General features: G+C 58.6%; 23 protein-coding genes. 17 read left to right on the top strand and 6 right to left on the bottom strand.

The window, feature by feature from the left end; all coding sequences use genetic code 11:
- Positions 1-3: 3 nt before the first annotated feature.
- Both F8B91_RS09435 and F8B91_RS09430 read right to left on the bottom strand, forming a co-directional pair.
- On the bottom strand, positions 4-2091 hold the full coding sequence (locus F8B91_RS09435) for a malate synthase G (protein ID WP_196503451.1): 2088 nt from the start codon (positions 2089-2091) through the stop codon (positions 4-6).
- A gap of 92 nt (positions 2092-2183) precedes the next feature.
- Positions 2184-3152, bottom strand: coding sequence for an SDR family NAD(P)-dependent oxidoreductase (locus F8B91_RS09430; protein WP_196503450.1), 969 nt, complete (start codon positions 3150-3152; stop codon positions 2184-2186).
- 141 nt (positions 3153-3293) lie between these two features.
- On the opposite strand from F8B91_RS09430, the gene F8B91_RS09425 reads away from it, so the two are divergent.
- The 17 genes from F8B91_RS09425 to F8B91_RS09345 all read left to right on the top strand — a co-directional run bounded on the left by F8B91_RS09425 (position 3294) and on the right by F8B91_RS09345 (position 22609).
- Complete coding sequence (locus F8B91_RS09425; protein ID WP_196503449.1) at positions 3294-3881, top strand: TetR/AcrR family transcriptional regulator; 588 nt, start codon at positions 3294-3296, stop codon at positions 3879-3881.
- 56 nt (positions 3882-3937) lie between these two features.
- Complete coding sequence (locus F8B91_RS09420; protein ID WP_196503448.1) at positions 3938-4615, top strand: HAD family hydrolase; 678 nt, start codon at positions 3938-3940, stop codon at positions 4613-4615.
- Positions 4615-5568 (top strand): sugar-binding transcriptional regulator, encoded by a 954-nt coding sequence (locus F8B91_RS09415; protein WP_196503957.1) that lies wholly within the window; start codon positions 4615-4617, stop codon positions 5566-5568. The genes F8B91_RS09420 and F8B91_RS09415 overlap by 1 nt, the downstream gene beginning before the upstream one ends.
- Before the next feature lie 103 nt (positions 5569-5671).
- Positions 5672-6979 (top strand): ABC transporter substrate-binding protein, encoded by a 1308-nt coding sequence (locus tag F8B91_RS09410; RefSeq protein WP_196503447.1) that lies wholly within the window; start codon positions 5672-5674, stop codon positions 6977-6979.
- A 212-nt stretch (positions 6980-7191) separates the two neighbouring features.
- Positions 7192-8055 carry a carbohydrate ABC transporter permease gene (locus F8B91_RS09405; RefSeq protein WP_196503446.1) on the top strand — a complete coding sequence of 288 codons (864 nt, stop codon included), beginning with the start codon at positions 7192-7194 and terminating at the stop codon, positions 8053-8055.
- A 2-nt stretch (positions 8056-8057) separates the two neighbouring features.
- Complete coding sequence (locus F8B91_RS09400) at positions 8058-9110, top strand: carbohydrate ABC transporter permease (RefSeq protein ID WP_246715005.1); 1053 nt, start codon at positions 8058-8060, stop codon at positions 9108-9110.
- A 1-nt stretch (position 9111) separates the two neighbouring features.
- On the top strand, positions 9112-10092 hold the full coding sequence (locus tag F8B91_RS09395; protein ID WP_196503445.1) for an ABC transporter ATP-binding protein: 981 nt from the start codon (positions 9112-9114) through the stop codon (positions 10090-10092).
- A 9-nt stretch (positions 10093-10101) separates the two neighbouring features.
- Positions 10102-11706, top strand: a complete 1605-nt coding sequence (locus tag F8B91_RS09390) for a GMC family oxidoreductase (RefSeq protein ID WP_196503444.1) — start codon at positions 10102-10104, stop codon at positions 11704-11706.
- A gap of 9 nt (positions 11707-11715) precedes the next feature.
- On the top strand, positions 11716-13185 hold the full coding sequence (locus F8B91_RS09385) for a mannitol dehydrogenase family protein (RefSeq protein ID WP_196503443.1): 1470 nt from the start codon (positions 11716-11718) through the stop codon (positions 13183-13185).
- A gap of 77 nt (positions 13186-13262) precedes the next feature.
- Positions 13263-14390, top strand: a complete 1128-nt coding sequence (locus F8B91_RS09380; RefSeq protein WP_196503442.1) for an S-(hydroxymethyl)glutathione dehydrogenase/class III alcohol dehydrogenase — start codon at positions 13263-13265, stop codon at positions 14388-14390.
- Positions 14391-14481: 91 nt separating this feature from the next.
- The gene (gfa, locus tag F8B91_RS09375) at positions 14482-15132 is read left to right on the top strand and encodes an S-(hydroxymethyl)glutathione synthase (protein ID WP_196503441.1); all 651 of its coding nucleotides are present in this window, start codon (positions 14482-14484) and stop codon (positions 15130-15132) included.
- Between the two features lie 33 nt (positions 15133-15165).
- Positions 15166-16980: an ABC-F family ATP-binding cassette domain-containing protein gene (locus F8B91_RS09370; RefSeq protein ID WP_196503440.1), complete on the top strand. Its 1815-nt coding sequence runs from the start codon at positions 15166-15168 to the stop codon at positions 16978-16980.
- Between the two features lie 114 nt (positions 16981-17094).
- Positions 17095-18696: an ABC transporter substrate-binding protein gene (locus F8B91_RS09365; RefSeq protein WP_196503439.1), complete on the top strand. Its 1602-nt coding sequence runs from the start codon at positions 17095-17097 to the stop codon at positions 18694-18696.
- Positions 18697-18746: 50 nt separating this feature from the next.
- Positions 18747-19760: an ABC transporter permease subunit gene (locus tag F8B91_RS09360; RefSeq protein WP_196503438.1), complete on the top strand. Its 1014-nt coding sequence runs from the start codon at positions 18747-18749 to the stop codon at positions 19758-19760.
- Complete coding sequence (locus F8B91_RS09355; protein WP_196503437.1) at positions 19750-20664, top strand: ABC transporter permease; 915 nt, start codon at positions 19750-19752, stop codon at positions 20662-20664. The genes F8B91_RS09360 and F8B91_RS09355 overlap by 11 nt, the downstream gene beginning before the upstream one ends.
- 2 nt (positions 20665-20666) lie before the next feature.
- Positions 20667-21629 (top strand): ABC transporter ATP-binding protein, encoded by a 963-nt coding sequence (locus F8B91_RS09350; protein WP_196503436.1) that lies wholly within the window; start codon positions 20667-20669, stop codon positions 21627-21629.
- On the top strand, positions 21626-22609 hold the full coding sequence (locus F8B91_RS09345; RefSeq protein WP_196503435.1) for a peptide ABC transporter ATP-binding protein: 984 nt from the start codon (positions 21626-21628) through the stop codon (positions 22607-22609). Before F8B91_RS09350 ends, F8B91_RS09345 begins: the two co-directional genes overlap by 4 nt.
- A 4-nt stretch (positions 22610-22613) precedes the next feature.
- Here the strand turns inward: F8B91_RS09345 and F8B91_RS09340 are convergent, their stop codons facing one another.
- The 4 genes from F8B91_RS09340 to F8B91_RS09325 all read right to left on the bottom strand — a co-directional run bounded on the left by F8B91_RS09340 (position 22614) and on the right by F8B91_RS09325 (position 25648).
- A complete protein-coding gene (locus F8B91_RS09340) occupies positions 22614-23018 on the bottom strand; it encodes a GFA family protein (RefSeq protein ID WP_196503434.1) in 405 nt (134 codons plus the stop codon).
- 118 nt (positions 23019-23136) lie between these two features.
- Positions 23137-24507: an FGGY-family carbohydrate kinase gene (locus tag F8B91_RS09335; protein WP_196503433.1), complete on the bottom strand. Its 1371-nt coding sequence runs from the start codon at positions 24505-24507 to the stop codon at positions 23137-23139.
- Positions 24504-24824 carry an L-rhamnose mutarotase gene (rhaM, locus tag F8B91_RS09330; RefSeq protein WP_196503432.1) on the bottom strand — a complete coding sequence of 107 codons (321 nt, stop codon included), beginning with the start codon at positions 24822-24824 and terminating at the stop codon, positions 24504-24506. Before rhaM ends, F8B91_RS09335 begins: the two co-directional genes overlap by 4 nt.
- A gap of 26 nt (positions 24825-24850) precedes the next feature.
- On the bottom strand, positions 24851-25648 hold the full coding sequence (locus F8B91_RS09325) for a DeoR/GlpR family DNA-binding transcription regulator (RefSeq protein WP_196503431.1): 798 nt from the start codon (positions 25646-25648) through the stop codon (positions 24851-24853).
- Positions 25649-25692 lie beyond the last annotated feature (44 nt).

Raw genomic sequence — 25692 nt, 5'->3', positions numbered from 1 at the left:
CTTTCAGCCCCGCGCCTTCGCCTTCAGCCGATATGCATGCAGCACCGGCTCGGTATAGCCATTCGGTTGCTCGCGGCCCTTGAACACCAGTTCACATGCGGCCTGGAACGCGAGGGACGTTTTGAAATCCTTGGCCATCGGCTTGTAGGCGGGATCGCTGGCATTCTGGCCATCCACCACCAGCGCCATGCGCTCCAGCGTTTCGCTCACCTGGCCGTCGGTCACCACGCCATGTGCTAGCCAGTTGCAGATATGCTGCGATGAAATGCGCAAGGTGGCCCGGTCTTCCATCAGGCCCACATTGTCAATGTCCGGCACTTTCGAGCAGCCCACACCTTGCTCTACCCAGCGCACTACATAGCCGAGTAGGCCTTGGGCGTTATTGTCGAGTTCCTTCTGGATCGCATCAGCGCTCCAGTTCGGCCGCGTCGCTACCGGAATGGTGAGGATGTCATCGAGCTTCGCGGGCGTGCGCGATTTCAGTTCGCGCTGAACGGCATGAACATCCACCCGGTGATAATGCGTGGCATGCAAAGTGGCGGCGGTGGGCGATGGTACCCAGGCCGTATTCGCACCCGCCTTCGGATGCGCAATTTTCTGATGCAGCATGTCGGCCATCCGGTCAGGGATCGCCCACATGCCCTTGCCGATCTGGGCATGGCCGGGCAGACCAAGCGCCAGCCCCTTGTCCACATTCCAGTTCTCATAAGCCGCAATCCATGTGGCCGCCTTCATGTCGCCCTTGCGGACCATGGGCCCAAGCTCCATCGAGGTGTGGATCTCATCGCCCGTGCGGTCGAGGAAGCCGGTATTGATGAAGAAGATTCTCTCCTTGGCGGCGCGGATGCATTCCTTCAGATTGGCCGTGGTGCGCCGCTCTTCATCCATGATGCCGATTTTCATCGTATTGGCGGCAAGGCCCAACAGCGCTTCCACCCGCCCGAAAATCTCCACTGAAAAAGCCACTTCCTCCGGCCCATGCATTTTAGGCTTCACAATATAAACGCTGCCAGCGCGGCTGTTGGCGCGGCGGCCTGATTTGCCCACATCATGCAGGGCGATCAGCGTGGTGATTACGCCGTCCATGATGCCTTCCGGAATCTCGTGGCCATCGTCCAGCGTGATTGCCGGATTGGTCATCAGGTGCCCCACATTGCGCACCAGCATCAGCGAACGCCCGGGCAGTGTGAAACTTTTGCCCGCCGCATCCACATAGGCGCGGTCCGGGTTCAGCTTGCGGGTGAAGGTCTTGCCATTTTTGGAGATCGCTTCTTCAAGGTCACCCTTCATCAGGCCCAGCCAGTTGCGGTAAACCCCGATCTTGTCTTCGGCATCCACGGCAGCGACAGAATCTTCGCAGTCCATGATGGTGGTGAGGGCGGACTCGATCACGATATCGGAAATGCCCAGCGCATCGCTCTTGCCGATCACCGTCTCGCGGTCAAACATCACTTCGATATGCAAGCCATGATTGCGCAGCAAAATGCTGTCGCGGCCTGTGCCCATATATTGGCTTTCGTCTTTCAGGAGTGATGGCTCAAAGCTGGTCAGCGTGGTCCAGGAATTCTGCTTCAGCGGAACCGCCACGTCGAGCAGCCCGCGCGCCCAGGCAATCACCTGCGCGCCGTGTTCAGGGTCGTAACCCTTGCCTTCCGGCTTGCCCAAGGCATCGGTGCCATAAAGCCCATCATAAAGCGAACCCCAGCGCGCATTGGCGGCATTCAATGCAAAGCGCGCATTGGACACCGGCACAACTAGCTGCGGCCCCGCAACCGATGCGATCTCCGGATCAACATTCTGCGTTGTCACCTGGAAATCCGCACCTTCAGGAATCAGATAGCCAATCGATTTCAGGAATTCCTGATACGTGGCAGCATCGAACTGCTGCTTGTGCGCGCGGTTCCAGTCATCGATCTTCGCCTGCAAGTCATCACGCTTGGCCAGCAGCGCGCGGTTCTTCGGTGCCAGGTCATGGGCGAGTTCGGAAAAGCTTTTCCAGAATGCCTCACCATCCACACCGGTGCCGGGCAGGGCCTCCTGCTCGATGAAGTGAACCAGCTGGTCGTCAACGGTAAGATTGTATTTTTTCATGAAAGTTTCCGCTCTTTGACTCGGTATTAGCCAAAAGCCCACTCGCATGAAAGGCCCTCATCCGCCTGCATGGCAGATGAGGGCGCATTGCATCAGAACGTCTCGCTGGCCCATTCTTCGCCCTTGGCCCACAGGGCCTTGGCGTGTTCGCCGTCGAGCGCATAGGCGCGCACGCCACCTGCTGCCGGGTTGATCACGCCATCGGTAACGGTGGAGAGATTGCAATCCTCGCAATAAAGCCCGCCCACATCATCGGCCTTGGCCACAAAGCCCGCCCAGACAGACGTGGCCGCGCCCTGCGGTACGGTCTTGAACGCGTAGGGCGGTTTGCCTGCAGCTGCCAATTCCGCATTGATGTTTTTCAGCATGGCGGGAATGGCGTCGGCATCCATGTGCCGGCCAAGCTCAGTCTGAATGCCGCCGGGATGCACCGCCGTAGCGCGCACACCACGCGCCTTGTGGCGGCGATCAAACTCCACCGCGAAAAGTACATTGGCAGTCTTGGAGCGGCCATAACCTGTCCACGGCTCATAAGCGGTCTTTTCGAAATTCGGATCATCCAGGCTCACATCCGAAAAGCGATGGCCTGAGGATGCCAGGCTGACAAAACGCCCACCGTCAGCAATCAGTTTCGCAATCCGGTTCACGAAAACAAAATGGCCCAGATAATTGGTGCCGATCTGCGTTTCAAAGCCATCTACCGTTTTGCCGAAAGGCGGCACCATCACGCCGGCATTGGCAATCACCACGTCGAAAGTCTTGCCATCCTTGACCAGCTTGTCAGCGGCAGCACGCGCGCTTTTCAGCGAGGCAAGATCAAGCTGGATCAACTCAATCCCGCCGCCATTCTTGGCGTCAGCGCGCACGTGCGCCGTGGCCTTTTCAGCCTTGGCGAGGTCACGCGCCGTGCCCACCACCCATGCGCCATGCGCGGCCAATGTGCGTGCCGTTTCCACGCCCAGCCCGGCTGAAACGCCAGTCACCAGAACGCGTTTGCCACGCAAATCCACGCCCGCCAGCACGTCTTCAGTTGTAGAGGTTGCCCCAAATTTGTTTGCCATGTTGATCTCCTTTTGATCTCCTTGTGATCAGGCAAGACCATCCCTTTGCCGGAAAGCACCTTGCTTCCCGGCTTCCTTGCATTTAAAAGGAGGTTGCCTCCGTTTAAATACGGAGGATGCCTCCGCTTTGCAAGACCCAAGATGAAAAAAACTCCCGCACCCCCAACCAGCCCCCGCAAACCGCGCGCCGACGCCTTGCGGAACCGCGAGCTTCTCGTCGCCACCGCGCGTGAAATCTTTGCACAGAAGGGCGCCGCCGCCAGCCTGGAAGAAATCGCCAAGAGCGCCGGCGTCGGCATCGGAACGCTGTACCGCCACTTCCCCAATCGCGATGACATGGTGGATGCGGTCTATCAGGCCGAAAGCGATGAGCTGTTCAAATCCGTCGAACGTTTCTCAGCCAAGCTGCAACCGGTAGAAGCCCTGCGCGCTTCGCTGCGGCAATTCGTCGACTACATGGAAATCAAGCGCGGCATGGGTGAGATTTTGAAATCATCAGCCAAGCCGCGCACACTGAAACCATCGGGCGGCGATAGCCTGCAGGATGTATTTGAAAAGCTGCTGCGCCGCGCCGAGGCCACCGGCGAAATAAAACTGAAGGGCGATCCCATGGATCTCTTGCGCGCCGTCGCTGGTGTGTTGACGCTGAACACCGGCCCTGCCAATTGCATCGGCGCCAAGCACTTGGTGGATGTGCTGATTGCCGGCCTGAAAACCACGGCAAAATAGTCCGGCCTTTCCAAGCGGAAAAATTCCGGCCAGAGTGCCGCAAATTTCAGGGCAGCATGGCGCATTCCAAAATCGAACTGGTGATCTTTGATTGCGATGGCGTGCTGATTGACAGTGAGCTGCTCAGCGCCGCTGTGCTGATGGGCATGATGGCCGAAGTGGGCCTGCCCATCACCACTGAAATTTTCCGCTCGGATTTTTTAGGCCGCTCTTTTGCATCCGCCACTTTGCAGGTCGAAAAACGTTTCGGCCGCCCCTTTCCGCCGGAATTCCAGATGGAATACCGCGAGCGCCTTTTGAAGCGCATGCGCGGAACGCTGAAAGCCATGCCCGGCGTGCAGGATGTGCTGAAGGCGATGACGATCCCCTTCTGCCTCGCCACCAGTTCCAGCCCGCCGCGCCTGAAAGTGTCCATGGAAGAGTCAGGCCTGGAGCCATTCTTCTTCGGCAAGTCCTACACCGCATCGCTTGTGACCAATGGCAAGCCCGCACCCGATCTGCCGCTCTATGCTGCCGCGCAAATGGGCGCCAAGCCGGAACACGCACTTGTCATCGAAGATAGCGAGATGGGCCTGCGCTCCGGTCTCGCGGCGCAGATGCAGACCTGGCATTTCACCGGCGGCGGCCATTGCAAGGATGCCGCGCCGCTGCCTGATGATGTGCGCCCGCACCGCGTGCTTGACTCCATGCCCGCCTTGCACAATGCATTCCGCGAACTTGGAATTGCAAAGTGATCCGTAAAGTAGAGCCAGAGAATGAGCGCCTCGATGATGCCGCACGGGCAGGCTGGCTCTATTACATTGCCGGCAACACCCAGGATGAAATTGCCCGCAAACTCGGCGTCTCGCGGCAAACAGCCCAGCGCCTCGTCTCGCTCTCGGTCACTGAACGCCTGATCAAAGTGCGCCTTGATCATCCTCTGGCCAATTGCTTGGAACTTGCCAACCGGCTGAAGGACAAGTTTGAGCTGCAGGTGGTGGAAGTCGTGCCGTCTGATGCGCAATCCAATTCGGATACTTTGGGCATCGCCGAAGCCGCAGCCGCCGAACTCGAACGTTGCCTGGACTCGCAGCACCCCGTCATTGCTGCCGTCGGCACCGGCCGCACCTTGAGGGCAATGGCCGAACAGGTCAGCCCGATGGATTGCCCCCAGCACAAGATCGTCACCCTTGTCGGCAACATAGCACCTGACGGTTCGGCAACGATCTTCGACGTAGGCAGCCGCATCGGTGATCGCGTGCGCGCGCCCTACTACCCGATGCCGCTGCCGGTTATCGCGACGACCGTGCATGAGAAGAACCTGCTGATTGCCCAGAAGGCCCTGCGCTCATCCGTGGAACTTGCCGAACAGGCCGATGTCACTTTCGTCGGCATCGGCACCATCGAAAATGACGCGGCTCTGCTGCGCGACGGCTTCGTGAAGCCCGATGAAATCCGCTCGCTCCTGCGGGCCGGCGCAGTGGGTGAAATCACCGCCTGGGCTTTTGATGCCGCCGGCAATCTGATCGAAGGCCTCACCAATGACCGTGTCACCAGTGTGCCCTTGTTGAAAGCCGCCAAGCGGCGGGTGATCGGTGTTTCCATGGCGCTGCCACGCCTCAAGGCCATCCGCGGCGCGCTTTCCGGCAAACTGATAAACGGCCTCATAACCAATGAATTAATGGCTTCTTCGCTGTTGCAAAAATAGAATTGACGCAATGCAGCGTTGATTCAGTCTTGACCTTCGGCTGGGTAAAAGATGAGTATCTGCCCTATGACTGAGCAAAAGCTCAGCCAATGGGAGGAATTCAATGAAGACTTTTAAGATGGGCGTCCTTGGCGCCTTCGCTTTCGCCGCCATGGCATCAACCGCTCTGGCCGAAGACACGACCTTGACCATCGCCACCGTGAACAACGGCGACATGATCACCATGCAAAAGATGACCGACGATTTCACCAAGGACAATCCGGGCGTGAAGCTGAACTGGGTCACCATGGAAGAAAACGATCTTCGCCAGAAGGTCACCAAGGACATCACCACCAAGGGTGGCCAGTACGACATCATCACCATCGGCATGTATGAAACCCCGATCTGGGGCAAGAAGGGCTGGCTCAAGGAATTGACCAAGCTCGACGACCCGAAGGATTTCCTGCCCGCAGTTGTGGGTGGTCTTTCTGCCAACGGCAAGCTCTATGCAGCGCCGTTCTATGGCGAAAGCTCCTACATCATGTACCGCACCGACCTGATGGAAAAAGCTGGCCTCAAGATGCCAGACGCTCCGACCTGGGATTTCGTGCGTGACGCTGCCAAGAAGATGACCGACCGTGCTGCTGGCATCAACGGTATCTGCCTCCGCGGCAAGGCCGGCTGGGGCGAAAACATGGCCTTCCTGACGGCCACCTCGAACGCTTTCGGCGCTCGCTGGTTCGACGAAAAGTGGCATCCGCAGTTTGATCAACCGGAATGGAAGAACACGCTGCAGTTCTACGTGGACATGATGAAGGAATCGGGTCCGGCAGGCGCGTCTTCGAACGGCTTCTCGGAAAACCTGGCGCTCTTCCAGTCCGGCAAGTGCGGCATGTGGATCGACGCCACGGTTGCTGCCAAGTTCGTGTCTGATCCGAAGGCCAGCACCGTTGCTGACAAGGTCGGCTACGCTCTGGCTCCCGATACCGGCCTCGGCAAGCGCGGCAACTGGCTCTGGGCTTGGGCCCTGGCCGTTCCGGCTGGCACCAAGAAGGAAGAAGCTGCTCAGAAGTTCATCGGCTGGGCAACCTCCAAGCACTATGAAGACCTGATCGCCAAGCAGGACGGCGTTGCCCAGATTCCTCCGGGCACCCGCACCTCGCTCTACGCGAATGCGGAATATGCCAAGCTGCCTTTCGCCAAGATGACCCTGGATTCGATGAACTCTGCTGATCCGACCAAGCCGACTGTGAAGCCGGTTCCTTACACGGGCGTGCAGTTTGCTTCGATCCCTGAATTCGCAGGCATTGGCACCAAGGTTGGTGAACTCTTCTCCGGCGCTCTTGCCGGCCAGCTGAGCGTGGACGACGCCTTGAAGCAGGCCCAGGACTACACCACCCAGGAAATGACCAAGGCTGGTTACATCAAGTAATAACCGCGCGGGCGGTATGGTTCCTCCATCCGCCCGCAGGTTTCTCCCGCACCACTCCCGTGATTCCGGGGGCCGTAGGCCGATCACGGGGGTGGTGTTTTTTTTACAAGCTGGCCAAAGCCGGCAAAATATGATCGATTGAACGAGGCATGCGTGCCGCAAAGCAGACCCGCCAAGAAGGTTTGCGCGTCGCACATGAGGGAGGTCAGGGAATGGCAACAAGCCACGCACAGAGACTTGGAAGATGGGCTTTGGCACCTTCGGTGGTGGCCCTTGTGGCATGGGCGTTTGTGCCCCTGTCCATCGCCATCTATTTCGCCTTCCTGCGCTACAATTTGCAGAACGACAATACAGGCTGGATGGGCCTGAACAATTTCTACTACTTCATCAAAGATCCCTATTTCGTAAAGGATTTCATCAACACTCTCGTGTTGGTGCTCTCCACGCTGGCGATCACCGTGGTCGGTGGCATCGGCCTAGCCATCCTGCTGGACCAGCCCTTCTGGGGCCGCGGCATTGTCCGTGTCCTGATGATTTCGCCCTTCTTCATCATGCCCACCGTGTCCTCGCTGGTGTGGAAGAACCTGATAATGCATCCGGTCTTTGGCCTGTTTGCCGAGATCCAGAAATTCTTCGGCGCAACGGAGGCGTTTGACTGGTTCAGCTCCGCACCGCTGCTTTCCGTCATCCTCATCGTCTCTTGGCAATGGCTGCCCTACGCGGCACTCATCCTGCTCACTTCGCTGCAATCGCTGGACGAAGAACAGAAGGCCGCCTCACAGATCGATGGTGCAGGCCCGATCAGCTATTTCCGCTACATCGTGCTGCCGCATCTGGCGCGCCCGATCACTGTGGTCATCCTGATCGAAACCATTTTCCTGCTCAACATCTTCGCAGAAATCAAGGTCACCTCAGTGGGCGCCTTCGCCGGCAACCTCACTTACCTGGTGTTCTCGGAATTGAATGACGCCACCGACATTGGTGAAGCAGCCGCAGGCGGCCTCATCGCGGTCGTTCTGGCCAACATCGTGTCGATCTTCCTGGTCCGCATCGTGGGCCGGAACCTGGAGAACTGATCATGGCGAGAAAAGACGTATTCCGCAAAAAAGTCGCCGTCACCATTCTGGCCTGGGCGCTCGGCATCGCCATGTTCTTCCCGATCTTCTGGACGGCGGTTGCCGCCTTCAAGACGGAAAGCGATGCATACACCCTTCCGCAGAATTGGCTCTCCACGCCATGGACGCTGGAAAACTTCTCCATCGTGCAGGAGCGTTCTGACTACGCGCGCTACATCGTCAACACGCTGGTGATTGCCGGCCTCTCAACAGTATTGGGCCTGGTCTTCGCCGTGCCGGCCGCCTGGTCCATGGCCTTCTCGCCAGTGGCCAAGCCGTCGATCAGCTGGAGTGGCAAGCGCTGGCTCGGCACCATCATCGGCACGGCTTTCCTCACGGGCCTGTTCCTCTATGTGGTTCTGGGTTGGGATCTCACCAATAATGCGGCCATCGGTTTCATCTGCCTGATCGTGGTGATCGTGCCCGCCGCCCTCTGGGTCTTCAGCCGCCCTACCAAGGACATGCTGCTATGGATGCTTTCCACCAAGATGATGCCGCCCGCTGGTGCCTTGATCCCGATCTATCTGATCTTCAACCGCAACGGCCTCGTGTTCAAGGATTGGGGCTGGATTGATCTTTCCGACTGGAACCTGATGGACTCGTTCTGGGGCATGGTGCCGCTGATGATGCTGCTCAACCTGCCAATCATCATCTGGATGCTCTATACCTACTTCAAGGAAATCCCGATGGAGATCCTCGAAGCTTCGCGCATGGATGGTGCATCAGTCTGGAACGAGCTCACCCGCATCCTTCTGCCGATGGGTGTGCCCGGCATCGTCTCGACCTGCCTGCTCAATCTCATCTTGGCGTGGAACGAGGCCTTCTGGACCCTCAACCTCACCAATAAATATGCTGCTCCCTTGAGCTTCTTCATTTCGGAATATTCCAGCCCCGAAGGCCAGTTCTGGGCCAAGCTTTCGGCGGCTTCTATCATGGCGATTGCCCCCATCATGGTGGTGGGCTGGTTCTCGCAACGTCAACTCGTACGCGGTCTCACATTCGGAGCGGTAAAATAACATGGGCACGATTTCTCTCAACAAAGTGCGCAAGGCCTTTGGCGAACACGTCATCATCCCGGGCGCTGATCTTGAAATCCGCGAAGGCGAATTCATCGTCTTCGTCGGCCCCTCGGGCTGCGGCAAGTCCACGCTGCTGCGCCTCATTGCAGGCCTGGAAGACACAACATCCGGCCACATCTCGATTGATGGCCGCGATGTGACCGATGCCGCACCGGGCGAGCGTGGCCTCGCCATGGTGTTCCAGTCCTATGCGCTCTATCCGCATATGTCGGTGCGTGACAATATCGCCTTCCCGCTGAAGATGGCGAAGCAGTCAAAGGACCAGATTGACAAGGCCGTGGCTTCAGCCGCTGGCAAATTGAACCTCACCGATTATCTGGACCGCAAGCCGCGCCAGCTCTCGGGCGGACAGCGCCAGCGCGTCGCCATCGGCCGCGCCATCGTGCGTGAGCCGTCAGCCTTCCTGTTCGACGAACCATTGTCGAATCTCGATGCCGCTTTGCGCGTGAACATGCGCGTCGAGATTCTCGAAATGCACAAGAACATGAAGGCCACCATGGTCTATGTGACCCATGACCAGGTAGAAGCCATGACCATGGCAGACCGCATCGTGGTTCTGAACCGCGGCAATATCGAACAGGTTGGTTCGCCGCTGGAACTCTACAACAAGCCCAATTCACTTTTCGTGGCCGGCTTCATCGGCTCGCCCAAGATGAATTTCGTCGAAGGCAATTCGATCGGCGTGCGCCCTGAGCATCTCTCTATTGATGGCAAGAAGGGCGATTGGCAGGGCACGGTGAAACTGTCGGAACATCTGGGTTCGGATACGTTCCTGCATGTGGATGGCGGCAAGCGCGGCCAAATCACCGTGCGTGCCAGTGGTGAAAGCAAGTTCGCCCCCGGCGACAAGATTTTCATGACGCCTGAAAAAGGCCGCACCCATCACTTCAACAAAGAGGGCAGGGCGGTCCCCGCCTGACCACTGCACATGTCCACGGGCTTTGATTATATCATCGTCGGCGGTGGCTCGGCGGGTTGTGTTGCGGCCTGGCGCCTGGTGAAAGAGCGGCAGGCCAAGGTTCTGCTGCTTGAGCGTGGGCCTGCCCGGGCTTCCGGCTTCTCACGCTTTCTCCTGCCAATGCCAGCCGCCTGGATGAAGGGCATCGGCGGCAGTGACAGTGTGGAACTGCATGTGCCGGTGCCGCAGAAACACCTGAACGGACGTTCGCCCAAAATCGGCCAGGCCAACATTCTGGGCGGCGGCACCTCGGTCAATGCCATGGTCTACACAAGAGGCCAGGCCGAAGATTACGACAACTGGGACCGTTTCCTGGGCACCAAAGGCAAGTGGTCCTATGCCGAGATGCTGAAGCATTTCCGCTCGATGGAATACAACCACGATTTCAACAATGAATATCACGGCGTGGGCGGCCCGCTGCACGTCTCCGGCACCGGCGCGCGCTGCCAGGCCACAGAAGATTACATCCTGGCTGCGCAGGGCCTGGGCATTCCCTTCAACCCGGATTTCAATGGCAAGTCGCAAGGTGGCGTGGGCACCATGCAATATACCACCCGCGCGCGTAGGCGGTGGAATGGGGTTGATGCCTTCCTCTCGCAGATCAAGGGCGACAAAAACTTCACACTGGAAACCGATGCGCTGGTCACCAGCCTCATCGTCGAAGGCAAGGCCTGCAAGGGCGTCACCTATCAATGGCATGGCCAGACGCGCACCGCCTATTGCAATCAGGAAGTTCTGATAGCTGCCGGCTGCTACAACACACCGAAGCTTCTCATGCTCTCCGGTATCGGCCCGGAATCCGAACTCAAATCCCACGGCATCCAAACCAAATTCAATCTGCCCGGCGTAGGTGAAAACCTGCAGGACCATCACGAAGTCCCCGTCGTCTCCGCCACCAATGGCCACTTTGGTTATGACGGCGAGGATAAAGGCCTGCGCGCCATCAGGAACGGTTTGCAATATCTGCTGTTCAAGACAGGCCCCGTCACCAGCGTGGGCGTAGAGGCTTGTGCCTATATTGATCCCGATGGCGGCAAGCGCCCGACGATCAAGATGTATTGCGTGCCATCCGTGTATCTTGATGCCGATGTGGCCGGCCCCAAGCCCAAGGATGGCGTCACGCTTAACGCTTGCCTGCTGCGCCCCAAATCGCGCGGCACGGTGAAACTGCGTTCCACTGATCCGCATGACAAGCCGGTGGTGGATAACAATTACCTCGGCGACCCCGATGATCTGCGCCTCGAAATCGAAGGCCTGAAATTCGCTCGCGAAATCCTCAAGCAGAAGCCGCTGGCGGACCGCATCACTTACGAAGTGCTGCCCGGCAAGGATGTGACCAGCAAGGCCGATCTCGCCGAACATTGCCGCCGCACGGTGAAAACCAATTGGCACCCGGTGGGCACCGCCCGCATGGGCAAAGCCAATGACAAAATGGCCGTGCTGGATACTGATCTCAAAGTCCGCGGCATCACCGGCCTGCGCGTCATTGATGCCTCGGCCATGCCCTTCATTCCATCCGGCAACACCAACGCACCGGTCCTGGCTTTGGCCAGCCGTGCCATTTCGTTATTGTAGGAGTTCGCTATGACCAATCTGTCGCTCGCCAATCTGCCGGAAATTGGCAAGAAGATGCGCATTCCCACTTACAAGCGCGAGGGGCTGAAGCCCGGCATCCTGCATTTCGGCGTGGGCAATTTCCACCGCGCGCATCTGGCCGTCTATCTCGATGACCTGTTCAACAAGGGTCATGATCATGATTGGGCGCTGATTGGCACCGGCGTGATGGAATTCGACGAGAAGCTGCGTCAGACGCTCGCGTCACAGGATTTCCTCACCACCGTGGTGGAGCAGGACAATGATCTTTCAACTGCCCACATCACCGGCCCGCTGATTGATTTCATCCCACCCGCCAACAAGCAGGCCATCCTCGAAAAACTGGCCGACCCCGCGATCCGCATCGTCTCGATGACGATCACTGAAGGTGGATATTTCATTGACCCCGCCACCCAGAAATTCGATCCCAAGCATCCAGCCATCGCCAAGGATGCTGCCAATCCGAATGACCCCGCCACTGTGTTCGGTTTCATTGTCGCAGGCCTGAAGCTGCGCAAGGCCAAGGGCATCCCGGCCTTCACCGTGATGTCCTGCGATAACGTGCCACACAATGGCGTGGTGACGAAGAACGCCGTGGTAGGCTTGGCGAAATTGTCTGATTCCACTTTTGCTGATTGGATTACTGCGAACGTCGCATTCCCGAATGGCATGGTCGATCGCATCACGCCGGCTACAGGTGACCGCGAACGCAAAATTTGTGCTGAAACCTTCGGTGTCGAAGACAAGTGGCCGATCTTCTGTGAAGAATTCAAGCAATGGGTGGTGGAAGATAACTTCCCCCTGGGCCGCCCGGCTTGGGAAAAGGTCGGCGCTGAATTCGTCAAGGACGTCACGCCCTGGGAATATATGAAAATCCGCATCCTCAATGGCGGCCACGCGGTCATTGCCTATATCAGCGGATTGCTCGACATTCACTTCGTGCATGACGCGATGGCCAATCCGCTGGTGCGTGATTATTTGAAGAAAGTGACGGATGATGAAATCCGCCCCACCGTAGGGCCCGTGCCCGGCACGGATCTGAAGGATTACCAGAAGCTGATCGAGCGCCGCTTTTCCAATCCCAAAATTGCCGACACCGTGCGCAGGCTGTGCTTCGACGGCTCCAACCGCCAGCCCAAATTCATCGTGCCCCCCATCGCCGACCGCCTGAAGGCCGGCAAGTCGATCAACGGCCTGGCCCTTGAGAGCGCTCTCTGGTGCCGCTACTGCTATGGCACCAGCGACAGCGGCAAAGTGATCGAAGCCAACGACCCCAGCTGGGCCGCACTGCAACCCACCGCCCAAAAGGCCAAGGACAATCCGCAAGCCTGGCTCGACATGGCCGACATTTACGGCGAAGTGGGCCAGCACCCAGAAATGAAGAAACTCTTCGCGCATTACCTGAACGAGGTCTGGAAAAATGGCGCCGAGAAAACCGTGAAAGCCTATCTAGCTTCGTAATCGGCTCATCTGCGCGGCCCCACTTTCCGACCTCGCGCCTTCATGCTAGCCTCTCAAAAAAAGCGGGAGGAACTTCGATGAAAACGCGCGCGGCCGTGGCCTTTGCTTCCGGAAAACCTCTCGAAATTGTCGAGCTTGATCTCGAAGGCCCCAAGGCTGGCGAAGTTCTGGTGGAGATCAAGGCCACCGGCATCTGCCACACCGATGAATTCACTTTGTCAGGCGCAGACCCCGAAGGACTTTTCCCCGCCATCCTCGGCCATGAAGGCGCAGGCATCGTCGTTGATGTCGGCCCCGCCGTCACTTCGGTGAAGAAGGGCGATCACGTCATCCCGCTTTATACGCCGGAATGTCGCGAATGCCCGTCGTGCCTCTCGCGCAAAACCAACCTCTGCACGGCGATCCGCTCGACGCAGGGCCAAGGTGTCATGCCTGATGGCACCTCGCGCTTCTCCTACAAGGGTCAGAAGATCCATCACTATATGGGCTGCTCCACCTTCTCGAATTACACCGTGCTGCCGGAAATCGCAGTGGCCAAGGTCAACACCTCCGCCCCCTTCGACAAGATTTGCTACATCGGCTGCGGCGTCACCACCGGCATTGGCGCGGTGATCAACACCGCGAAAGTGGAACAGGGTGCAACCGGCGTGGTCTTCGGCCTGGGCGGCATCGGCCTTAACGTGATCCAGGGTTTGAAGCTTGCGGGTGCCGACATGATCATCGGCGTGGACCTCAACGATTCGAAGAAGGAATGGGGCGAGCGTTTCGGCATGACCCACTTTGTGAATCCCACAAAGATCGAGGGCGATGTGGTGCCTTATATCGTCAACATGACCAAGCGTGGTGCAGATCAAATCGGTGGCGCTGATTACACATTCGATTGCACCGGCAATGTTAAGGTGATGCGCCAGGCGCTCGAATGCTCGCACCGCGGCTGGGGCCAGTCGATCATCATCGGTGTTGCTGGCGCTGGCCAGGAAATTTCCACCCGTCCGTTCCAGCTGGTGACGGGTCGCACCTGGAAGGGCACGGCTTTCGGCGGTGCCCGCGGCCGTACCGATGTGCCCAAGATCGTCGATTGGTACATGGACAAGAAAATCCAGATCGACCCGATGATCACCCACACCATGCCCTTGGAAAAAATCAACGATGCCTTTGATCTTATGCATCAGGGCAAATCTATCAGGAGTGTCGTCATCTTTTAAAGCGTTTTGACTTTTCGCAGAAAAGTCAAAATCGCCACACGGTCTCTAACTTCGATCATCTTAAAACTGATCTAATAACAGGAGGAAGCCCATGGCTAAAAAAGCAGCGAAGAAGGCCCCTAAAAAAGCGGCCAAGAAAAAGGCGGCAAAAAAATCAGCCGCTCCAAGCGTCAAATTGCATCCCGGCATCGATGGCGGCGTTGCAAAGTCTGCCAAGAAGGGTTTTGCCGGTGGCACCCTCACGTGTCTTTGCACCAGCGATCCGGTGGTGGTCGAGATTGGCGCGCAATCTGCTTACAATCACGCCTGCGGCTGCACCAAATGCTGGAAGCCCGATGGCGCCATCTTCTCCGTCGTCGCCGTAGCGCCGACCGACAAGGTGAAGGTTCTGCAAAATGGCCACAAGCTCAAGATCGTGGATGAAAACGCCGTGATCCTGCGCCATGCCTGCACCGGCTGTGGTGCGCATATGCATGGGCCGGTGAAGCGCGAAGGCCATGCCTTCCAGGGCCTCACCTTCATTCACACTGAGTTGTCGAAGGACAAGGGCTGGTCGCCACCCGGCTTTGCCGCCTTCGTATCCTCGGTGATTGAAAGCGGCGTTCCACCATCCCAGATGCCTGCCATCCGCAAACGCCTCACCTCATTGGGGCTTGAACCCTTTGATGCCCTCAATCACGGCCTGATGGATTACATGGCCACGGTAGCCGCCAAAAAGATGGGCACTTACCGCGAAGCTTGATTTCGGCAGCCATTCCGCCATACGTCGCGCGGAATGGCTGACCTTCTTCTCAATCTGCAAAACATCCTGCTCACCTTTGGGGGCAGGCCGGTGCTCGATCATGCGGAACTCATGCTGCATGGCGATGATCGCATGTGCTTGGTCGGCCGCAACGGCTCCGGCAAATCCACGCTGCTGAAAATCGCGGCCGGCCTCGTCGAGCAAGACGGCGGCACGCGCTTCCTGCAGCCCGGCACAACGGTGCGCTACCTGCCACAGGAGCCGGATTTCGCCGGCTTCGACACAGTGCAGGCTTACGTCGAAGCAGGCCTCGGCCCCACTGATGATCCTTACCGCGCCCGCCACTATCTCAATGAGCTGGGCCTCACCGGCGAAGAAAACCCCACCAATCTTTCGGGCGGAGAAATGCGCCGCGCGGCTCTCGCCCGCACACTGGCGCCAGAGCCTGATGTGCTGCTGCTCGATGAGCCCACCAACCATCTCGACCTGCCCGCCATCGAATGGCTGGAAGAAGAATTGAAGAGCCTGCGCTCCGCCTTCATCTTGATCAGCCATGACAGGCGCTTTCTGGAACGACTCTCCAATCGCACCATCTGGCTCGACCGTGGCGAAACGCGCCGCCTCAACCAGGGCTTCGCCTTTTTTGAGGAATGGCGCGACAAGGTGCTGGAAGAGGAAGAAATAGCCCAATCCAAACTGGCCCAGCGCATCGCCACTGAAGAACACTGGATGCGTTACGGCGTCACCGCGCGAAGGAAGCGCAACATGCGCCGCGTGGCGCTGCTCGGGTCCTTGCGGAAAGAGCGCAAAGAATATGTCGGCCAGCAAGGCGTGGTGAAACTTGCCGCGTCTTCAGGCGAACTCGGTGGTCGTTTGGTTTTCGAAGCCGAGAAGCTCAACAAAAGTTTCGGTGATCGCACCATCGTCGCCAATCTTAATCTGCTGCTCCTGCGCGGTGACCGCCTCGCCATCGTCGGCCCCAATGGCGCCGGCAAGACCACGCTGATCAAGCTGATCACAGGCGCGCTGGAAGCCGATTCCGGAGCTGTGAAACGCGGCACCAATTTGCAAGTGGTCACGCTCGATCAATCCCGCGCCAGCCTCGATCCCAATGACATTGTGCAGGATGTGATCACCGCCGGCCGTGGCCAGTCGGTCACGGTCAATGGCGAGACCAAGCATGTCGTCACATATATGCAGGATTTTCTGTTCCGCCCCGAACAGGCCCGCACGCCGGTTTCCGTTCTGTCCGGTGGTGAGCGTGCCCGCCTCATTCTGGCACGCGAACTGGCCAAGCCTTCCAACGTGCTGGTCCTCGACGAACCCACCAATGATCTCGATCTCGAAACGCTGGACCTGCTGCAGGAAATGCTCGACAGCTACAAGGGCACCGTATTGTTGGTCAGCCATGACCGTGACTTCCTCGACAAACTCGCCACCTCGGTTCTGATGTACGAAGGCGAGGGCAAGTGGGTGGAATATGCCGGGGGCTATTCCGACATGCTGGCCCAGCGCGGCGCAGGTGTCGAAGTCCGCAAGATCAAGGCAGAACCCAAAGTTGAAAAACCAAAAGCCGAAATGCCTGCAGCGCCCGCCGCCGCGCAGCCCAAGCGCAAACTCTCCTTCAAGGAAAAATACGCGCTCGAAAGCCTGCCCGCCCGCATGGAATCGCTGAAATCCGAACTGGCCAAGCTCGAACACGAAATGTCGGACGCAACGCTTTTTACGCGTGATCCGGCCCGCTTCGAAAAAGTCTCCATCCGCCAGGCCGCCGCGCATCAGGAACTGGATGATGCGGAAAATCAGTGGCTGGAACTGGAAATCTTGAAGGAAGAACTGGCGGGTTAGGGTGGTTTTCCCGCGCCCTCAAGTCGCGCCCAAGGGATTTTGACCAACGGATCAAACCGTGCTTAGCTCCCCTCATTCGCCGCCCTCAAGGCGGTTTGAAACAGGGAGAACAACATGAAACTCACCGCAGGATTCGCTGCAACCCTTCTGATTGGTACAATGCTTGCCGCTGGCGCCGCAAACGCCAAGTCGCTGGTTTATTGCTCGGAAGGCTCGCCGGAAAACTTCACCCCGGCCATCAACACCACCGGCACCAGCTTTGACGCGGCCCGCCCAGTATTCGACACGCTGGTGCGTTTCACCCCCGGCACCACCCAGACCGAACCGGCCCTCTCCGAGAAGACCGATGTGTCTGAAGACGGCCTGACGCTGACCTTCCATCTCCGCAAGGGTGTCAAGTTCCATTCCGGTGTGAACGGCTTCACCCCGACCCGTGATTTCAATGCTGATGACGTGCTGTGGTCCTTCGGCCGCCAACAGGATCCGGCCCATCCCTATGCCAAGGTCTCCGGCGGCGCTTATGACTATTTCAACGACATGGGCATGCCCGACCTCCTGGAAAAGATTTCCAAGACCGACGACAACACCGTCGTGATCAAGCTGAAGCAACCGAACGCGCCGATCCTCGCCAACCTGGCCATGGATTTCGCCACCATTGAATCGGCTGAATATGCTGACTTCCTGTTGAAGAAGGGCACGCCAGAACAGTTCGACCAAATCCCGGTCGGCACCGGCCCTTTCAGCTTCGTCGATTACCAGAAGGACGCGGTCATCCGCTTTAAGGCCAACCCGGATTATTGGGGTGGCAAGCCGAAGGTGGATGATCTGGTTTACGCCATCACGCCTGACGCTTCGGCGCGCTATGCCAAGATGAAGGCCGGCGAATGCCAGATCATGGGTTATCCAAACCCGGCTGACATTCCGACCATCGCCAAGGATGACACCATTGATCTGGTGCAGCAGGCTGGCCTGAACATCGGCTATCTGGCCTTCAATGCCCAGAAGCCTCCGTTCGACAAGCCGGAAGTGCGCATGGCCCTGGCCATGGCGATTGACCGTGATGCCATCCTGAAGGAAGTCTATCAGGGCGCTGGCCAGAAGGCCAAGAACCCGATTCCTCCGACCATGTGGTCTTACGACAATGACGCCAAGGACATTGCCTATGATCCGGCAGCTGCCAAGGCCGCTCTTGAAAAGGCTGGTGTGAAGGATCTGGAAACCGACCTGTGGTGGATGCCCGTGTCGCGCCCCTACAATCCGAACGCCAAGCGCATGGCTGAAATGATGCAGGCTGATCTCGAAAAGGTCGGCATCCACGCCAAGCTCGTGTCCTACGAATGGGGTGAATACCGCAAGCGCGCCCAGGCTGGTGAACACCAGATGGCGCTCCTCGGCTGGACCGGCGACAATGGTGATCCGGACAATTTCCTTGCTGTGCTCTTGGGCTGCGGCAAGGACGGAAAGCCGAATGGCAACAACATCCCGAAATGGTGTGACCAGAAATTCCAGGACGACGTGAACAAGGCCGCCACTCTGAGCGATCAGGCTGAGCGCACCAAGCTCTATGTCGATGCCCAGAAGATCGTCGATGCACAGGTGCCGTGGCTCAATGTGGCCCACTCCACCGTGTTCGAACCGGTCAGCAAGAAGGTCACCGGCTACAAGGTGAGCCCGCTCGGCTCGCACGTCTTCTATAACGTGGACGTTGCTGAGTAACAGGTTTTGAAGGGGCGGCCTCGCGCCGCCCCTTCATTTCTATTCGTATCATGCTTCGCTTTCTCATCCGGCGCTTGGCACTGACGATCCCTACTTTCGTCGCGCTGATGTTTGTCACCTTCATGCTTTTGCGGCTTGTACCGGGCGACCCCATCGAGGTGCGCCGCGGTGAGCGCGGCATTTCGGCTGAACGGCTGGCCGATTTGCGCCATCAAATGGGGCTGGATCAGCCTATCTGGAAACAGTTCCTCGATTACGTCTGGAGCATCCTGCACGGCGATTTCGGCACGTCGATTGTTTCGCATGCGCCTGTGTTGCAGGAATTCTGGACGCTGTTTCCAGCTACGCTTGAGCTCTCCATCTGTGCGGCACTTTTCTCCATCATCCTGGGCGTTCCCGCTGGCGTCTTCGCTGCAGTGAAGCGCGGCAGCTTCTATGACCAGGCTTTGATGACGTCGGCCCTGACCGGCTATTCGATGCCGATCTTCTGGTGGGGCCTCGTGCTGATATTCTTCATGTCGAACACGCTGCATCTCACGCCCGTGTCAGGCCGTGTTGACCTCATCAAATTCTATTACCCAGCACATACCGGCCTGCTGCTGATCGATTCACTGATCTGGGGTCCGAAAGGTGCCTTCATCGATGTGGTGCGCCATCTGATCCTGCCCACCATTGTGCTGGGCACGCTGCCGCTCGCCGTGGTGGCCCGCATGACGCGCTCTTCCATGCTGGAAGTGCTGGAGGAAGATTATGTCCGCACCGCCAGGGCCAAGGGCCTCTCGCCCTTCCGCGTGGTCAGCATGCACGCGCTGCGCAATGCCTTGATTCCGGTGGTCACCACCATCGGCCTGCAAGTGGGCACGCTGCTGGCGGGTGCCGTGCAAACCGAAAACATTTTCTCCTGGCCCGGCATTGGCAAGTGGTTGATCGGTTCCATCACAAGGCGCGATTATCCGGCTTTGCAGGGCGGCATCATGCTGATCGCCATCATGGTCATCGCCTTCAACCTGTTGATTGACATGACACTGGGCATCATCAATCCGAAGGTGCGTAATGAGCGCTGAAACCGCCGGCACCATTGTGAAAGCGCCATCGCCACCATCGCCTTTCATGGCGTTCTGGAATGCGTTTCGCGAAAACCGGGGCGCGGTGGTGGGCCTCGTTGTCTTGGCACTCATTCTCGCACTTGGCATCTTCGCGCCGCTCTTCACCCATTATGATCCAATCAGCGACCGGTTCGCCACCAAACTCCCGCCGGTCTGGGCTCATTATGGTGATGTGCAGGGCAGCTGGGAACATTGGCTGGGCACCGATCCCATCGGCCGCGACATGTGGGCCCGCATCATCTATGGCTCGCGGCTTTCGATTTTCATCGGCGTCGCGGTGATGGTGATTTCCACATTCATCGGCATCGTGATCGGGCTGATCTGCGCCTATGTGGGCGGGCTGTTTGATGTGATCGTGCTGCGCATCATGGATCTGATCATGGCCATTCCTGATCTTGTTCTGGCCATCATGATCATCGCAGTGATCGGCCCCAACCTCACCAACACCATTGTGGCCATCACCATCGTTTTCCTGCCGCGTTATGTGCGCCTGGTGCGCGCTGCAGCCCAGGTGGAACTCAGCAAGGATTATGTCACCGCCGCCAAAGTCACCGGCGTGCGGCCCTTCCGCCTGATGCTCACCTCCGTGCTGCCCAATTGCCTTGCGCCAATGATCGTGCAGGGCGCGCTTGGTGTATCTGATGCCATGCTGGAAGCTGCAGGCCTCGGCTTCCTGGGCCTTGGTGCCCAGCCGCCGCTGCCCGAATGGGGCTCGATGCTGGGTGACACCCGCGATCTCATGTCGTCTCAACCATGGGTCACCGCCATGCCCGGCATCGCAATCCTGATCACGGTGCTGGCCATCAATCTCATGGGCGATGGCCTGCGCGATGCGCTTGATCCGCGTTTGAGGCGCAGCTGACCATGGCGCTGCTCAATATCAAGAACCTCACGGTGGAATTCAAAACGGCGCGCGGCTGGTTCCGCGCCGTTGAGAACCTGACCCAATCGGTGGACAAGGGCGAAATCCTCGCCATCGTGGGCGAGTCAGGCTCCGGCAAATCTGTGGCCATGCTGGCCGTCATGGGATTGCTGCCTTGGACGGCGCGCGTCACCGCCGATGAAATGACCTTCGACGGCAAGAACTTGCTGAAGCTCTCCCCGCAGGAGCGCCGCAAGATCAATGGCAAGGACATCGCCATGATCTTCCAGGAGCCGATGACCAGCCTCAACCCCTGTTTCAATGTCGAGTTCCAGCTCACCGAAACGTTGCGCGAACACATGGGCATGAACAACAAAGATGCGAAGGCCCGCGCCATCGAGCTGCTCAAGGAAGTGGGCATCCCGGCCCCCGAACTGCGCCTGAAGGCCTTCCCGCATCAGCTCTCCGGCGGCATGAGCCAGCGCGTGATGATTGCCATGGCTTTGGCCTGTTCGCCCAAGCTGCTGATCGCCGATGAGCCGACAACCGCCCTTGACGTGACCATCCAGGCGCAAATCCTTGAGCTTCTCGTGCGCCTGCAAAAAGAAAAAGGCATGGCGCTGGTGCTGATCACCCATTCGATGGGCGTGGTCGCTGAAACCGCCGAGCGCGTCTCGGTGCAATATGCCGGCCAGAAAGTGGAAGAGCAGCCGGTACAAGGTCTCTTCGCCGAACCACATCACCCTTACACGGCCGCCTTGCTGTCGGCCTTGCCAGAGCGTGCGGTGGGCAAACTTCTCCCCTCGATCAAGGGCGTGGTGCCAGGCCAGTTTGATAGGCCGCAAGGCTGCCTGTTCAGCCCGCGTTGCACCATGGCCACCGATCTGTGCCGCACGACGCCGCCGCCTTATCAATTTGGCGCGCTGTGCCACTATCCGCTGGTGAAAGAGTTGAAAAAAGCATGACGACCGTGATTCAGGCCAACGGTCTCAAGCAGCATTACAACGTGCCGCGCGGCATGTTCTCTTCGCCCGCCATTCTGAAGGCAGTGGATGGCGCCAGCTTCTCATTGAAGCGCGGCGAGACGCTCGCTGTGGTGGGCGAGTCCGGTTGCGGTAAATCCACTCTGGCCCGCATGGTCACCATGATTGAGCACCCCACCGAAGGCACGCTGGAAATCACCGGCAAGCAGGTGGTAGGTGCCGATGATGGCACGTTGCGTGGCCTTCGCCCCAAGGTGCAGATTGTTTTCCAGAACCCCTATGGTTCGCTCAACCCGCGCCAGAAAATCGGCACCATCCTGGAAGAGCCGTTGCTGGTGAATACCAAACTCTCCAAGTCAGAGCGCACCGCCAAGGCCCGCGCGATGATGGAATCGGTGGGCCTGCGGCCGGAACATTACGACCGTTACCCGCATATGTTCTCCGGCGGCCAGCGCCAGCGCATTGCGGTGGCCCGTGCGCTGATGCTCGATCCGGAAATCCTGGTGCTGGACGAGCCGGTCTCAGCACTGGATATTTCCATCCAGGCGCAAGTGCTCAATCTGCTGGCCGAACTACAAGACCGCCTGAACCTCGCCTATCTGTTCATCAGTCATGACCTCGCCGTGGTGCGCCACATCGCCAAGGACATCATGGTCATGTATCTGGGCAAGGTGGTGGAGCAAGGCAGCGTCGAACAGATTTTCGAAAATCCGCAGCACCCCTATACCAAGGCTTTGCTCTCGGCCACGCCGCAGGCCAATCCCGCCCGCAAACGCCAGCGCATCGTGCTGCAGGGCGAATTGCCCTCGCCGCTCAATCCACCTTCCGGCTGCACCTTCCATCCGCGCTGCCCCATGGCCATCGACATCTGCAAGACCACTGTTCCGCTGCTGGAAATGAAGCAGGAGCGGTTGGTTGCGTGCCTGCGTGTAGAGCCCTTCGGCAACAGCGCCGGCACCTGAAGCGTTACTTCGCGTCTTTCGTATAGTCAGGGCCAAATCGCGTCGGCAGGCCGTCGGCCAGTTTCAACCAGGGCAGTTTTTCCTCAAAGGAGACATGCATCGTCGGCGCAAATTTTTCTGGCGCTTCCATAGCGGCCGAGAAAAAATGCATGACACCGGACATGTTCTTTGAGCGAAAAGAAATTGGCGAGCCACACTGATCGCAAAATGTACGTTCCACACCGGGAGAAGAATTGAATACTTTCGGCAACTTGCCTAGCCACCGCCAGCGGCCCTCCAGAACGCCAATATAGGCCGTCATCGGCGCCGAACATTGCCGCCTGCAACTTTCACAATGGCAGACCACGCAAGCCTTTGGCGGACCATCAACTTCAAAAGCAATGGCACCACATAAGCAATGACCGCGCATGAAATTCTCCCTGAGCCAACAAGGGAAGCATCAGGCTGAGTTGTAAGCGGGTCTCGGGTCCATGCGGCGCGTTGGCATTCAATCCCGACACGCGGCCTCGCATCCACCAGACCGCAGCCTAGGTCAGCAGCTCCGTCCACTGCGCCGCATAGCGCTTCAGCGCAGCGCCATCCGCCTTCACCCGCCGTGCAGGTTCACTCGCCGCCGCAGCCGGATTGGCCAGCAAGGCAGCACCCAGCGATGTGCCCGTAGCCTCCGCTGCCCCCAACAAAACCTCACGGCCCGTGGCGGCACTCAGCATGGCCACCAGATGCGCATTGCTGGCAAACGGCCCTTCCACCAGTACCGGCCCGTCAGCGCCGATCAACTCCAGGCATTTCGCCGTCATCAAGCCCAGATAATAAGACGCCGCCACGCGCCGCTCGCCCGGCGTGATTCCGTCGGCGTTGATCCACTCTGCCTTGCGCCCCTGATAGGGCCCGAAGCCTTCCACCACGGCTGGCAGCAGCATCACGCCATCACCAACCACGCGCGCCGCATCGGCCTCGCTTGCGACAACACTGTTGCCTTCCATCAGAATCTGAAATTCGCGCCCGCCCATGAAGCGCGCTGTGGGCGTGGGCTGCCCCATCGCATTCACATTGATCAGCGTGTCGCGCGCCGCATCAAGCTCCACCTGCTTGCCGCCCATCGCCATATTGATCACCCAGGTGCCGGTGGAGACTACGGCAAAAGGCAGCTTCTGCGAAAACAGATGCGGATAAAGCGAGGCGTTGGAATCATGAATGCCGCAATAGACGGGCGTGTCCGCAGGAAGCCCCGTGGCGTCTGCCACTTCCTCTGTAATCGGGCCTAAGCAATCGGATGCCTTGCGGATCGGTGGCATCAAACGCCGCCAGCCCAGCGCATCCACCATGCTGGAATAATCCGCCTTGGCCGGCGCCCACAAATCCGTATGGCAACCAATCGAAGTGACCTCGCCGGCGATCACACCACTCAGAAGGTAAGACCAATATTGCGCATACATCACAATCCAGCGGGTCTTGGCGAATGCCTCCGGAAAAGTCTGCGCCTGCCAGAAAATCTGCGCGCCGAGATTAAGCCCCACATGCAGCCCGGGCGATCCCGTCTCGGCAAAGGGTGGCCGCACCTTGTCATAGGCCGCGCGCGTATCATCAATGCCGATGTGTTCGTAGTCCAGAGCGGGCATGGCAAGCGAACCATCCTCCGCCAGCAGCACGCCGCTCGCGCCATGAGTGGTGATGCTGATTGCATCGACTTGGTGATCGCGTGCCAGTTCCTGCAGCGACGCCAGAATGAAACGCCACAGCCCATCCACATCATGATGCGGATAGAGCCCATCTTTCACAGCGGCATTCGCCATCCGGCGCGACCAGGTTTCCTTGCCCAACGAAAAATCAAACAGCACCAGCTTGGCATTGGTCTTGCCAATATCGATGACCGCAATTTTGGTATGTGGGCTGCTCATGCCATGTGGAAAACATTGAGCAGCGGCGTGGCCAGCGGCTCGTTGGCGGCATTGGTTTCCATGATGTCGGCCATGTAAGCCCACCAGCGCTTCATCACTGCCTGCTTCGGCAGATCGTCCATCGTGTGGTCCTTGCGTCGCCACAACACGCCGAACAGAACATTGGTCTCTTCATCGAGATGGATGGAATAATCCGAAACGCCTGCATCCTTCAAAAGTGTCACAAGTTCCGGCCAGATCTCATCATGGCGCTTCTTGTATTCCGCCGTCTTGCCTGGATGCAGCTTCATCTTGAAGGCGTATTTTTCGAGATCCATTTGGTTTCCACCCGTTTTTTTGTAGCTTAAGCCGAAAGCGTTGAGTCCCGCACGCCCTCAACATCCACAATCATCAGCATCACCCCGGCCTCGCGCAGCACCTGGGCTTCGCGGTCTTCAATGCCACTATCGGTAATCACCACATTCACCCGCGACAGCTTGCACAGCACCAGGCTCGAATGCTGGCGGAACTTGCTGGAATCCGCCAGCACGATCAGTTCATCCGCCTGGGCCAGAAGTTTCTGCTCGGCCAGGATCAGCAGCGGGTCGCTCTCCATCACGCCGAAAGGGCCAATGCCCTGCGCGCTGGTAAACATGCGCCGCGCCGAAAAATTCTGCGTCATGTCATTTTCAAACGGCGAGAGGATGATGTTCTGTTCGCGGTAAATCGTGCCGCCGGGCAGGGTGACGTGATTTTTCGAATGCTTCAGCAGATGCTCGGCAATCGGCAGCGAATTCGTAAACACCGGCATCACCCGCGCGGTGAGAAACTGAACCATCTGGGAAGTCGTCGTTCCGCCATTGATGATGATCGGCTCGCCGTCGCGGCACAGATCAGCGGCAGCGCGCGCAATGGCACGTTTCTGCGCCACATGTTTGGTGGCATTAACGGAGAAGGGCGTGCCCGCCAGATGCGCCGTCTGGTTCATGGCCGTGCAGCCCCCGCGAATGCGGCGCAACTGGTTCTGCGCGTCGAGTGCGGTGATATCGCGGCGCACGGTTGCCTCGGACGAATCCGTAAGCGCCACCAGTTCTTCAAGCGTCACCACCGGCCGTTCCTTGACGGCTTGTAATATGGCGCTGTGTCGCTCTTTCTCGTGCATGTTGATCCTGTCTGGTGTCACAAGCTATGAGCGATATTGATCGA

This window comes from Aestuariivirga litoralis, from assembly GCF_015714715.1.
In the GTDB taxonomy this organism is placed as follows: domain Bacteria; phylum Pseudomonadota; class Alphaproteobacteria; order Rhizobiales; family Aestuariivirgaceae; genus Aestuariivirga; species Aestuariivirga litoralis_A.
The sequence above is the reverse complement of the archived record's forward strand: the minus strand, read 5'-3'. Positions and strand labels throughout refer to the sequence as shown.

Coding starts and splice junctions, on each gene's coding strand:
- F8B91_RS09435 (WP_196503451.1), bottom strand. CDS start 2,091: ATGAAAAAATACAATCTTACCGTTGACGACCAGCTGGTTCACTTCATC.
- F8B91_RS09430 (WP_196503450.1), bottom strand. CDS start 3,152: ATGGCAAACAAATTTGGGGCAACCTCTACAACTGAAGACGTGCTGGCG.
- F8B91_RS09425 (WP_196503449.1), top strand. CDS start 3,294: ATGAAAAAAACTCCCGCACCCCCAACCAGCCCCCGCAAACCGCGCGCC.
- F8B91_RS09420 (WP_196503448.1), top strand. CDS start 3,938: ATGGCGCATTCCAAAATCGAACTGGTGATCTTTGATTGCGATGGCGTG.
- F8B91_RS09410 (WP_196503447.1), top strand. CDS start 5,672: ATGAAGACTTTTAAGATGGGCGTCCTTGGCGCCTTCGCTTTCGCCGCC.
- F8B91_RS09405 (WP_196503446.1), top strand. CDS start 7,192: ATGGCAACAAGCCACGCACAGAGACTTGGAAGATGGGCTTTGGCACCT.
- F8B91_RS09400 (WP_246715005.1), top strand. CDS start 8,058: ATGGCGAGAAAAGACGTATTCCGCAAAAAAGTCGCCGTCACCATTCTG.
- F8B91_RS09395 (WP_196503445.1), top strand. CDS start 9,112: ATGGGCACGATTTCTCTCAACAAAGTGCGCAAGGCCTTTGGCGAACAC.
- F8B91_RS09390 (WP_196503444.1), top strand. CDS start 10,102: ATGTCCACGGGCTTTGATTATATCATCGTCGGCGGTGGCTCGGCGGGT.
- F8B91_RS09385 (WP_196503443.1), top strand. CDS start 11,716: ATGACCAATCTGTCGCTCGCCAATCTGCCGGAAATTGGCAAGAAGATG.
- F8B91_RS09380 (WP_196503442.1), top strand. CDS start 13,263: ATGAAAACGCGCGCGGCCGTGGCCTTTGCTTCCGGAAAACCTCTCGAA.
- gfa (WP_196503441.1), top strand. CDS start 14,482: ATGGCTAAAAAAGCAGCGAAGAAGGCCCCTAAAAAAGCGGCCAAGAAA.
- F8B91_RS09370 (WP_196503440.1), top strand. CDS start 15,166: ATGGCTGACCTTCTTCTCAATCTGCAAAACATCCTGCTCACCTTTGGG.
- F8B91_RS09365 (WP_196503439.1), top strand. CDS start 17,095: ATGAAACTCACCGCAGGATTCGCTGCAACCCTTCTGATTGGTACAATG.
- F8B91_RS09360 (WP_196503438.1), top strand. CDS start 18,747: ATGCTTCGCTTTCTCATCCGGCGCTTGGCACTGACGATCCCTACTTTC.
- F8B91_RS09355 (WP_196503437.1), top strand. CDS start 19,750: ATGAGCGCTGAAACCGCCGGCACCATTGTGAAAGCGCCATCGCCACCA.
- F8B91_RS09350 (WP_196503436.1), top strand. CDS start 20,667: ATGGCGCTGCTCAATATCAAGAACCTCACGGTGGAATTCAAAACGGCG.
- F8B91_RS09345 (WP_196503435.1), top strand. CDS start 21,626: ATGACGACCGTGATTCAGGCCAACGGTCTCAAGCAGCATTACAACGTG.
- F8B91_RS09340 (WP_196503434.1), bottom strand. CDS start 23,018: ATGCGCGGTCATTGCTTATGTGGTGCCATTGCTTTTGAAGTTGATGGT.
- F8B91_RS09335 (WP_196503433.1), bottom strand. CDS start 24,507: ATGAGCAGCCCACATACCAAAATTGCGGTCATCGATATTGGCAAGACC.
- rhaM (WP_196503432.1), bottom strand. CDS start 24,824: ATGGATCTCGAAAAATACGCCTTCAAGATGAAGCTGCATCCAGGCAAG.
- F8B91_RS09325 (WP_196503431.1), bottom strand. CDS start 25,648: ATGCACGAGAAAGAGCGACACAGCGCCATATTACAAGCCGTCAAGGAA.